This window comes from Halomonas sp. BM-2019 (genome assembly GCF_017584085.1).
Window position 1 is genome coordinate 358,357 of the sequence record NZ_CP071922.1, and the last position, 11,082, is coordinate 369,438.

At 59.3% G+C, this 11,082-nt stretch carries 11 protein-coding genes; 9 read left to right on the plus strand and 2 right to left on the minus strand.

All coding sequences use genetic code 11. The features are described from left to right. The coding region (mgtE, locus tag J5F18_RS01840; protein ID WP_346300657.1) for a magnesium transporter at window positions 1–1,010 on the minus strand (1,010 nt) is incomplete at its 3' end. A 320-nt stretch (window positions 1,011–1,330) separates the two neighbouring features. Between mgtE and crcB the strand changes: the two genes are divergently transcribed. The 4 genes from crcB to ptuB all read left to right on the plus strand — a co-directional run bounded on the left by crcB (window position 1,331) and on the right by ptuB (window position 4,385). Further along, the gene (gene crcB, locus J5F18_RS01845; protein ID WP_346300658.1) at window positions 1,331–1,723 is read left to right on the plus strand and encodes a fluoride efflux transporter CrcB; all 393 of its coding nucleotides are present in this window, start codon (window positions 1,331–1,333) and stop codon (window positions 1,721–1,723) included. Beyond that, complete coding sequence (locus J5F18_RS01850; RefSeq protein ID WP_346300659.1) at window positions 1,720–2,127, plus strand: CrcB family protein; 408 nt, start codon at window positions 1,720–1,722, stop codon at window positions 2,125–2,127. Before crcB ends, J5F18_RS01850 begins: the two co-directional genes overlap by 4 nt. 277 nt (window positions 2,128–2,404) lie before the next feature. Beyond that, window positions 2,405–3,763: an AAA family ATPase gene (locus J5F18_RS01855; protein WP_346300660.1), complete on the plus strand. Its 1,359-nt coding sequence runs from the start codon at window positions 2,405–2,407 to the stop codon at window positions 3,761–3,763. After that, window positions 3,756–4,385: a retron Ec78 anti-phage system effector HNH endonuclease PtuB gene (gene ptuB / locus J5F18_RS01860; RefSeq protein ID WP_346300661.1), complete on the plus strand. Its 630-nt coding sequence runs from the start codon at window positions 3,756–3,758 to the stop codon at window positions 4,383–4,385. Before J5F18_RS01855 ends, ptuB begins: the two co-directional genes overlap by 8 nt. Before the next feature lie 412 nt (window positions 4,386–4,797). Here the strand turns inward: ptuB and J5F18_RS01865 are convergent, their stop codons facing one another. After that, a complete protein-coding gene (locus J5F18_RS01865) occupies window positions 4,798–4,947 on the minus strand; it encodes a hypothetical protein (RefSeq protein WP_346300662.1) in 150 nt (49 codons plus the stop codon). Between J5F18_RS01865 and J5F18_RS01870 the strand changes: the two genes are divergently transcribed. The 5 genes from J5F18_RS01870 to qatD all read left to right on the plus strand — a co-directional run bounded on the left by J5F18_RS01870 (window position 4,937) and on the right by qatD (window position 10,686). Further along, entirely contained in the window at window positions 4,937–5,380 is a 444-nt protein-coding gene (locus J5F18_RS01870) for a transposase (protein ID WP_346300663.1), read from the plus strand. The genes J5F18_RS01865 and J5F18_RS01870 overlap by 11 nt on opposite strands. 578 nt (window positions 5,381–5,958) lie before the next feature. Next, complete coding sequence (locus tag J5F18_RS01875; RefSeq protein WP_346300664.1) at window positions 5,959–7,821, plus strand: P-loop NTPase fold protein; 1,863 nt, start codon at window positions 5,959–5,961, stop codon at window positions 7,819–7,821. Continuing rightward, window positions 7,821–8,675, plus strand: coding sequence for a Qat anti-phage system associated protein QatB (gene qatB, locus J5F18_RS01880; protein WP_346300665.1), 855 nt, complete (start codon window positions 7,821–7,823; stop codon window positions 8,673–8,675). Before J5F18_RS01875 ends, qatB begins: the two co-directional genes overlap by 1 nt. Then, entirely contained in the window at window positions 8,675–9,937 is a 1,263-nt protein-coding gene (gene qatC, locus J5F18_RS01885; RefSeq protein ID WP_346302158.1) for a Qat anti-phage system QueC-like protein QatC, read from the plus strand. The genes qatB and qatC overlap by 1 nt, the downstream gene beginning before the upstream one ends. After that, on the plus strand, window positions 9,937–10,686 hold the full coding sequence (qatD, locus tag J5F18_RS01890; protein ID WP_346300666.1) for a Qat anti-phage system TatD family nuclease QatD: 750 nt from the start codon (window positions 9,937–9,939) through the stop codon (window positions 10,684–10,686). The genes qatC and qatD overlap by 1 nt, the downstream gene beginning before the upstream one ends. The last annotated feature ends 396 nt before the right edge of the window (window positions 10,687–11,082 follow it).

The window sequence follows — 11,082 nt, forward strand, 5'->3', positions numbered from 1 at the left end:
ACCATCAGGGTCGCCGCCTGGGAGCCGGCGTTGCCACCGCTGTCCACCAGCAGCGGCAGGAAGAACACCAGGGCGATATAGGCCTCAATGGTCTCCTCGAAGTAGGCGATGCCGGCGCCGGAGAAGATGTTGGCGAAGACCAGCAGCACCAGCCAGACGATGCGCTTGCGGTAGAGGTCGAAGAGGCTGGCGGTGCGCAGGCTGCCTTCGATCTTGCCGATGGACATCCCCTTGTGCATGTCCTCGGTGGCTTCTTCCTCGGCCACGTCCATAGCGTCGTCGTAAGTCACGATGCCCACCAGGCGGTCGCCGCCGTTGGTCACCGGCAGGGCCATCAGGTCGTAGCGTGAGATCAGCCTGGCCACCTCTTCCTGAGGGGTCTCCACCTTGGCCACCACCAGCTCTTCGGTCATCAGGCTCGCCAGGGTGTCCTTGGGGTTGGCCAGGATCATCTCGCGCAGCGACAGGGTGCCGAGCAGGCGGCCCTCGTCGTCCACGCAGTAGATCTGGTAGATGGTCTCGGCATTGGGGCCGGTGCGGCGCACCTTCTCCAGGGCGGTGGCCACGTCCGCCTCGGCGGGCACGGCCACGTACTCGGAGGTCATCAGGGCGCCGGCGGTCCCTTCCTCGTAGCTGGCCAGCTTGCGGATGTCCTCGCGCTCGGCGTGGGCCAGGCGGCGCAGCAGGCCCTGCTGACGCCCCTCATCCAGCAGCTTGAAGAGGTCGGCGCGCTCGTCGGCGCTCATGTGGTGCATCAGCTCAGCGAGGGTGGCGTCCTCCATCTCGGCGGCAAGCGCACTCTGGGTCTCCTCCTCCAGGTAGCCGAAGGCGCTGGCCCGCTGCTCCATGGGCAGGTAGTCCAGCAGGGAGACGGTGGTGTCCTCCTGCTCGTGCTGGATGAACTCGGCCAGGTCGGCGAGCTGCATCTCGGCGACCAGGTGACGGATGGCGTCGGTGTCCTGACGCTGAAGGGCGCTGCGCAGGGAGGCAGCGAGAACGGCATAGCTCATGGTGTGGCTCCTTGGCGCGCGTCGCTGTGGGCGCGCAGGAACCACGGCCTAGCGGATAGGCAGGGGCAGGCTCCGGCGCACCACGACGTTCGACGCGGCGCGTACGATCAAGTTGTCGGTCGTGAAATGGCGACTCGGAGGTTCCATCGATTCCTCAAAGGGGTTTCGCTGCCATGCAGCAGCGGGGCGATAGTAGTCACTCGATCCAGTGCGGTCAATATCAGCCGGCGCTTATTGCCCGCCGGCGCCACTGGGCAGGCCGATCGGGTAGACTCGTGCAGCGAGAGGGTGATCAAGACTCGGTCAAGGGAGAACGCCGCATGGGCATTGGGGCATCCAGCTTGCTGCTGGTGGCAGTGGGAGGCGCGCTGGGCGGCATGGGTCGCCTGGCCGTCACCAACCTGTTCAGCCACTGGCTCGGAACGCGCTTCCCCTGGGGGACCCTGGTCGTCAACCTGACCGGCGCGCTGGTGGCGGGCTGGTGGGCCGCACGGCTGGGGATTCCCACCACCCTCGAGCTCTCCTCGGCCTGGCTGGCGCTGGTGGTGGGGCTGCTGGGCGGCTACACCACCGTCTCCTCCTTCAGCCTGCAGACCCTCACCCTCTGGCAGAGCGGCCATCCGCGCCGCGCCGTGGCCAATGTGCTGGCCACCTGCGTGGCGGGCCTGGCCATGGCGGCGCTGGGCTGGTGGCTGGCGGGAGGTGGCGCATGATCCGCTGGTACCCCTACGCGGCCGTGGGCCTCGGCAGTGCCCTGGGCAGCCTGCTGCGCTACCTGGTCTCCATGAGCTCGCTGGCGCTCTTCGGCCCACTCTTCCCCTGGGGCACCCTGGCGGTCAATGTCGTCGGCTCCTGGCTGATCGCCTGGCTGGCCACGCTGGGGGGGCGCTATACCCACGGCCGCCTGGCCCGCTGGCAGCCCTTCCTGGTGGCCGGCTTCTGCGGTGGCTTCACCACCTTCTCGCTGTTCAGCCTCGAACTGCTCCACCTGCTTACCATAGGCCGCCCCGGGTTGGCCCTGCTCTATCTTGCGCTGAGCCTTCCCCTGTGGTTTCTCGCCGCGTGGCACGGCCAGAGGGTGGCGCAGGCACAGGCGCAGGCGCAGGCTGGCCGGTAGTGCCGGCGCCGGGTCGAGGTCGGTTATCTTGAATGAAGCCCGGACAAGCCTCGGCCTGCGAGTACATAAGAGCAAGGGCTGAGGGGCCACTGGAGATGGGGTTGAACGACGTGCGCCTCCGCGAGATCGAGGTCTTCGCCGACGCCGAGCATCAGACGAATCAGGTCGATAAATTTTCCACAAATTGCGAGTCATGAGGGGAGGGGGCAGTGCGGATGACTGGCTGCCCACGACAAGGCAGAATGTGGAAAAGCCCCATGCCACCTGGAGCCGGAGCATGAAGTTCAAGCGGATGACCCTTACCAACTTCCGGCATCTTGTGCATTTCGACACCACGCTGGATGAGCACCTGACGGTGCTGGTCGCTCGCAACGGCCAGGGCAAGACCACCCTGCTCGATGCGCTGGCCATTCTGCTGGGTTCGTTCGTGGGGACTTTCGATATGGGCAAGGGGCGCCACATCGAACGCTCCGACGCTCGCTATCAGCGAGAAGGTGAAGAGGCCGAGCAAGAGCAGCAGTACCCGGTGCACATTGCCGCGATACTGTCTGGCCTTGAAGCGGGTGAGGTTTCCGTTGCGCGTGAGCTGACCGGGCCGAAGAATCGCACCACCGTCAAGGATGCCGCACCGCTGGTCCAGTACGGCAAGGCCCTGATGCGGCAGGTGCGGGGCCTTCAGCCCGTCACGTTGCCACTGGTGAGCTACTACGGCACGGGACGCCTGTGGAAGACCCACAAGAACCTCAAGCGCAAGGCGGTGCTCAGCGAGAGCCGCACGCTGGGCTATGAAGACTGCCTGACTTCGGCCTCCAACTATCTGCAGCTCCAGGAGTGGATGGGCAAGGCCACGATGGCGGTTCTCCAGCAGAGGGAGCGCAAGGAGAACGGGACCGGGCGCCTGGTAGGGCAGCTCGATGCGGTGCTGCGAGCGGTCGACAAGGTGCTCGAGCCCGAGGGCTGGTCGGGTATCCACTACAGCCTGACCCATGAAGAGCTCGCCATGCAGCAGGAAGGCCAGGGCGTTCTGCCGGTCAGCCTGCTCAGCGACGGTGTGCGCACCATGGTCTCGATGGTGGCCGACATGGCCTGGCGGTGTGCCAAGCTCAACCCCCACCTCGGTGCTGAAGCGGCCAGCCAGACCCCCGGCGTGGTGCTGATCGACGAGGTCGACCTGCACCTTCATCCGGCCTGGCAGCAGCGGGTGGTGCAAAGCCTCCAGGCCACCTTCCCCAAGGTGCAGTTCATCGTCACGACCCACAGCCCGCAGGTGCTGACCACGGTCCCCAGGGAGTGCATCCGCCTGTTGGAGGTGCAATGGGATGAGGACACCCATGCCTGGTCGCTGACCTCCATCGAGCCGGACTACCAGACGCTGGGCGTGGCCAGCGCCGAGACGCTGTCGCGCATCATGGGCATCGATCCCGTGCCCGAGGTGGTAGAGGCTCGCATGCTCCATGACTACCGGCGGGCCATCGAGCTCGGCGACGACCAATCCCCGGAGGCCCGCACCCTTCATGAACGGCTTATAGCGCATTTCGGAGAGCAGCATCCCGAGATGCTGGAGTGTGAGCGGCTGCGTCGGTTCCAGGCGATGAAGCGGAGGGTCAAGGGCTGGGAGTCGTCATCGGATGCATAAGCTGGAGCGACCGGAGCCCCCGGGATGCCTTGCCCAGTACCGGCGTGGCGCGAAGGATTGGCAGCGCATCAGCTCGGCGGAGAAGCGAGAGATCTGGGTGCAGCTGGTCGCCATGCAGGGCCAGCGATGCGCCTACTGTGAGGATCTGCTCCACCCAGAGCGCCGCCATATCGAGCATTTTCGGCAGCGTTCGCGATTCCCTGAGGGCACCTTCCAGTGGGACAACCTGTTTGGCTCCTGCAACAAGTCTGGCAGCTGCGGGAAGCGAAAGGACCGCACCGATTACCGGCCAGGCGACATTCTCAAGCCTGATGTCGACGATCCGGACGACTACCTGCGCTTCCTCTCCGACGGAAGCATCGTGCCGCGCCACGGCCTGTCTGCCGACCAGCGCCACCGGGCCGAGGAGACGCTGCGAGTGTTCAACCTCGACCATGAGCGCGGGGCGCTGCGCCAGATGCGGCGCTCGGCGCTCCAGGGGTATTTGTGCCGGGCCGAGGAGCTGCAGGAGTGGTTCGAGCTCGACGAGGCGCTCTTCCTGGAGTTTCTCGAGGATGAGCTGCACGCCATTGCCGGCCTTCCGTTTGAAACCGCTATCCGGCATCTGCTGACAGAGGTATGAAACCGCCTCACTCGATATTCTGGATCTTAAAATAGATCAAAAAGAAATTTTCCAATAAAAGCAATGTCTTGCGCCATAAAGTTGGTTAGGATGGCTGCATGTACTCCCCAAGGTACTACCCACTTGGCTGGTGCATGGCCATCGTTGGTGCTTTCAGCTCCAGATGAGAGGGGACGTGGCCCATCGGCGGCTCGCTGGCCGCTGAGTGCGGGCCCAGCAACAGCCAGTTTGACCGCCTCAGCGCCGTCTGGCCTACCGCCTTGTTGCTGTCAGCTGGCAGCGTACCAGAGTCCGAGGGCAGACGCAGGGCTGTCCATCATGTCAGGTAGTAGCCTCGCGCTTCGTCGAATCTAAGTATTTCCGGGCATCCTGCTCGGCAGGCAGATAGCCGAGCGGTGAATTTATCGCTTCATCAGTTTGCACTCTTCCCTCCCCGCCCTGCATCGCTCGCCGCCTGGAGGATATGGAGGCCCACGACCGTTGCCAGCATCGGATCGAGGCCATGCTCGGCCAACGTATCTTCGGTCTGGCGCTGGGCTACGAAGACCTCAATGACCACCATCCTGGCCCTGCTGGCCCTGCTGGCCCTGCTGGCCCTGCTGGCCCTGCTGGCCCTGCTGGCCCTGCTGGCCCTGCGGCTACACCAGACCTGGCCCGAGGTGAAGCTCGTCTTCCGTGGTGACAGTGGCTTCTGCCGGCCGCTGATCCTCAACTGGTGCGATCGACATGGTGTCGAGTACATCGTCGGTCTGGCCACCAATACCCGGCTCGAGAAGCTGTCATTAGATATTCGCTATGAATCCACCATCCACTGGGATGCCGAGAGCACCAAGCAGCGTCACTTCGTCCGGATCGACTATGCGGCCCACAGTTGGAAGCGCCACCGACGCAAGGTGGTCGTCAAGGCCGAGACTAGCCACCGGGGCTTTAACACCCGCTACGTGGTGACCAATCTGCACGGCAGCCTGAAATGGCTCAACGATCATCACTACTGACACACGCGGCGGCATGGAGAACTGCATCAAGGAGCAAAAGTGGCTGTTCGCCGATCGCACCAACTGCCACGAGTTGGTGGCCTAACCAGTACCGGCTGCCGGAACGGCTACGACGGGTGTACCTGAAGCACACCGCGTACGCCAACGCTCAAGCCACCACCCTGCGTGTGAGGCTGCTGGAGATCGGTGGTGTGGTGATTCGCAATACTCGGCGAGTCAATAGCGAGCGATGGCCAAGCGGCGACGCTCATGAAATATTCGGGCCTCAAGGGCAGGATCGGTCATGGTGTATCCACTCGTCATTGTTGGAGTTTTAGTCTTGATAAAGTAACAAGAGACGCTAACCTTCCTTTCCTCCCATACAACAGACTGATCTACATTCGTCTGACAAAAAGAGGCTCAAGGACGAAATCAGCAACCACAGTTTTCAGTAACAAACATATCCAATTTTTTCTTGACTTTTTGGCTCAGCTCAGGCACTTGTGAATTTGAAGGCGGCAGCAGCTAAGGTCTGAGAAGAACAGATAGGGTAGTTTTGCTAAAGCCAGACCACACAGTTGAAAAAGGGAACTGATGCTATGTGGCATGATAATGAAACGGCTGTCGATTATCTCAACTTTGGTGTTGTCGCAGATGCTTGTGCGAGTCTGCTTAAGCGGACAAACGGCGAACCCATTTCAATCGGCGTCTCTGGTGGCTGGGGTGCAGGTAAGTCTTCTCTCGTGAAGATGGTTGCAGCGCGGTTAAACGATGCAACTGAGCCTGGCAAGAACACGTACGTAGTCGTCACCTTTAATCCTTGGCTCTACCAAGACTTCGAGGGAGCGCGCAGCGCACTGCTTCAACTGGTGGGCGATGAGGTCTTACGCCGGGCTGCCACGGACGAGAGGCTATTCAAGAAGGCAAAACGGCTACTGCAACGAATCAACCTTCTTCGCCTTGCCCAGATGGGGGGAGAAGCAGCAGCAACAATCATCACTGGTGTCCCCGTTGGTGTCGTCGGTCGAACCATTAGCAAGCTTGGCGGGCTGTTTAGTTCGGGTGACACTGAAGAGTCTGAAGGCGAATCTGACAAGGAGGGTGGTGAGCCGGATGGGGTGGACCCACTGCTCAGACCTGCTGAACCAGTTTCTCTCCCAAGTGAGATTCAAGCCTTCCGCGATGCACTTGAAGAGCTCTTGGAGGAACTCAAAATCACGTTGGTAGTCTTCGTCGATGATCTCGATAGATGCTTGCCAAAGACGGCCATCTCGACGCTAGAATCCATTCGACTACTCCTATTCCTCAAGCGAAGCGCTTTCGTTATCGCGGCGGATAACGAGTTCATCCGCGGTGCAGTGCGAGTCCACTTCGAGGGGACGGGCATCACCAGTGACGTAGCCACTAATTATTTTGATAAACTCATCCAAGTTCCCCTACATGTGCCACGACTTGGAGTCAATGAAGCAAAGGCTTACCTGGCGTTGCTACTTTTGGAGCGCGAGAACGCCGATGGGGGCTTCGATGACGACAAGTTTGAGCAAGCCATGAAGGCTGTCCCAGAACGCCTGCAGAGGAGTTGGCGAGGCGACGCAGTGACAACCGATTTTCTCCACGGCCTTGTCGGCGTCGATGACGCAAAGCTGGTGGCGCTAATGGATCTGGCCGAAGGTCTTGCCCCCTTGCTGACGCAATCAAGTGCAGTCAATGCAAATCCGCGTCTGATGAAACGCTTCCTCAACACGGTGTTTCTCCGCTCTGCACTTGCAGAGCCGCAAGGGATTGCTCTGGACATTCCCGCCTTGGCGAAGTGGCACCTTATCGAGCGCTGTGATGAGACGCTTGCAAATGCACTAGCCGCAATGGTGACCTCTGCATCAGACGGTCGCGTTGATTCTCTTCGCGAGGCTGAGGAGGCAACGCACACTGGAGGCAGTCTCCCAGATCCTTTCAAGGACGATTCCTTCACGAGAGAGTGGCTTCAGCTCCAGCCATCATTGGGAGAGGCAGACCTGCGACCTTTGCTGCATTTGAGTCGCGACACAGCGACACGCGACTTCGGTGCGGACAATATGACCCCGGAAGGTCGAGCACTCCGCGACGCACTGATGGTTGCCACGAATGCCAATGGGCCGCTAACGCAAGCCATTCGCGCAGCCGGTCTCTCCCAAGCAGAGATGGCCATGGCGCGAGCATGGCAGTTGAAGGCGCCAAAGCGAACCTGGCGGCAAGGAGAAGACGTTATTGCTCTAGTAGAGCCATGCAAGGTCTTCCCCGAACTGGGTGCCAAGGCAGGGGCATTGCTTAGCCAAGCACCGCTGAACAAAGTCGGTCCTGGAATCATCCCGTCACTGTTCGCCCAGCACTGGGCTCGTCCAATCCTCATTCAATGGATCGAGTCTCCTAATTTGGACCGAAAAGTAAAGAACGCAATTCAACAAGCGGAGAAGAAGGAGCGCTAATGGGGACTTCGACATCCTGTACGGGCGGAAAGGCTGGTTCGCCCTTCGATCCCGAATGGCTCGCTGGCGACCCAGATGAGCATACCTCCGCGGAAGAAGACGGTGCTGACGACAATGCTCAGGTTGCCGGAGAAGCTGGTGACGAACCAAGTAATGGGGGAACGACTGAGAACGACGAAGCGCCTGACGTGCCACAAGTGGCACCGAATAGACGTTTTGCTCCAGCACGTGCCAAGATGGCCGGGTACCTTGCTGGCGGAGGCCGGGACGCTTTGCGTGGTGCAGCGAGGAGCATGATCAACAAGGGCATGGGAGGACCTCGCCGTGCCGCCTCTACGATGCGACGGACAGCTCAAGGTGCAGGGCAACTAGGCCAGTTTCTGGCCGCAGCGCGAGATGGCGTTGACGCTAAGGTCAGAGATTGGGTCGAGCACGTTCGCGCAGCCGGATTGTCTGCGAATGATCTAGTCCTTGAGCTAGTCAAGGAAGTAATACCAGATACCGGAAGCGTTGATGACGAGTCACTCCGTAATGCTGCGGCGGAGGCGTTAGGTAAGCTCTACGAGAACGATCCGGACATCGACATATTTGACCTGACAGACCAACAGATTTCAGATGCTATTGGCTACACGATTAGTAGTGAAGTGTGCAATCGGCTGGACTTGCAATTAGGGCAAACCTATGAACGGCTCAAGTATAGCCCGAAGGAGATTCAGTATTACCGCAATGACATCAAGGAGTGGGTGAACGAAGAAGTGCGAACGATCATGGAGCAATATCGTACAGTCCAGCTCCACCCCCAACGCCTCGCACGAGAGGTACTCACATCTGCCTTAAGGGTCTTCGCCGAATGATGAAGGTTATCTGTACTACTGTAGACTGCTTACCTGCGCATTTGGCCGATGGCGAGCGCGCGTTCACATTCTTCAAAAGTGCAAAGCGGGACGGCGTTGGAACCATCGCCAAGGGGTGGAGAGGTTCACTCAAACGAAAGGGATTCGTTCCAAGCCCACCTGCATGGGACTTTGTTCAGTTTTGTCTCGCAGTATGTGCCGCAGACCTCTGCTCCTTGCGTAGCACTAGTGCTGATGGGTGGACCCGGAAAATTGAACTGACCGTCGGTCTGTATGAGCCGCTTCGATGGCAAGCATGGAAGCCGAGCGCTGAAAAGCTACTCAAGGTACTCACAGGCGACTATTGGACGCTGCATTTCGTAGACGGAGGCGCACCACCACCTGATGGCCGAGGACTACCGATTGACCGAGACTGCGTGTCACTACTTTCTGGCGGGCTTGATAGCCTCATAGGCGGTATTAACCTAGTAGCTGAGGATTGTCGCCCGCTCTTCGTATCCCAACTGGCACACGAGGATTCCAACCGGCAGCGCAACTACGCTGGGTTACTCGGTGGGAACGGCTCGCATCTGCAATGGAGTCACGGAATCAGCTTCCGTGGCTCTCGGGAAGCATCAACCCGTGCCCGCTCGCTTGCTTTCTATGCATTTGCTGTATTAGCGGCGTCAAGGATACATGACGCCCAGCCTGAGGTCTTCATTCCAGAGAATGGATTTATTTGCGTTAACCCCCCTCTTGTACCGGGCCGGGTTTCGAGCTTGAGCACTCGTACGACTCATCCTCTTTTTATCGGGATGCTCCGGGAGCTATTGGACGGGCTTGGTGTCGCCGTGCGGCTGGAACTCCCATACCGTTTCAAGACCAAGGGAGAAATGATGCAGGAGTGCCTCAACCCAGAACTTCTCCAGAGATGGGCATCAGACTCGACGAGTTGTGGGCGATTCCGCACGTACAATCGTACCCATTGTGGACGATGTGTTCCCTGCATGATTCGTCGTAGCGCATTCCATGCCTGGGATTCCAGGCAGGATACGACAAAGTACAAGTACCCCTCACTGGCGAATTGCGAAAAGTCTAGTGGTCCAGACGACCCAATGGCGGTCGCGTTGGCAGTACTCACCGTACGACAGAAAGGACTAAACGCATTTCTGGGCTCTACTCTAGCGTTTGCTCCTCAGTCTGAACGAGACGATTACCGGCGCGTATTAAGCACCGGCATCGATGAGCTCGAGGCACTACTTGCAGCAGACGGGATCCTGTGATGGACTTCCATTGTCATCTTGATCTGTACCCCAACGCCCGCGCCATCCACGCGGAGGCGGCGAGCCGGAATGCCTTTACATGGCTGGTGACCACCAGCCCTAAAGCATTTATTGCCACGTCAAGAGTACTCGGAACCTCATCCACCGTACTAATCACCCCGGGATTGCATCCCGAAATCGCTCATGAGAGATCAGGTGAACTGGACCTACTGCTGAGCCAATTCGAATCGGCACCTGCGGTGGGTGAGGTGGGACTTGATGGCTCTCCTCGTTTTCGTCACTCGTATGCGGTGCAGTGCCACATCTTCGGTGCAGTTGTAGAGAGATGCCGCGAGCTGGGTGGACGTACACTAAGCATACATTCGCGACGCGCAGTTAAGGATGTGTTGACTGAGCTGGGACGGAATCCCGGTTTTGGCACTGCGGTGCTTCACTGGTTCACCGGCAGCACCACAGAGCTAAAAGCTGCAATAGATCTCGGGTGCTGGTTCAGTATCGGACCCGCAGCGTTCAATTCAGCCCACGGCAAGTCACTGGCAAAGAGTCTACCAAAGGACCGGGTGGTTCCAGAAAGCGATGGTCCCTTCGCCCGGGTAGATGGCAAACCTGTCATGCCTTGGAGCCTCGCGAAGACTGCTCATCTTCTTGCTGGTGCTTGGGAGGTTTCACCAAGCGAAGCGATAATATTGCTTGAGATAAATTCGAATCGTTTGCTTCAGGTCATGGGTTTTCCTAGTGAGCTTACTTAGCTGAAATAGTAGTAATGTTTGGTTAATAAATCTTCGTAAATTATCGTTGGGTTGGCCTTGCAAGAAGGGCAGATAGGATAGAGTGGCGTTGTGAAATGTGCGGGAATTTGATGTTCTATAATGCATCAGCCTTTCATTTGGTTGTTGCCACTGACGTCGCTACGTTGTGACGTTTTCCTATCAACCTGAATCCGTGAGGCCGACCCCATTAAGTGCTTCTAACCCACTGACCTGCATGGCAATATAGTGGATATCGCCATTCACCCAGACAGTGCCATGCCCAACGTCAAATTCCGCGCCAGTCGCCGCACCCTCACCAGCCATGCCGGGTTGTCGATCATCGGGCAGTGCCTCGAGATTGCCGGCGTCGACAGCATCGACGGCCGCTTCCCCACC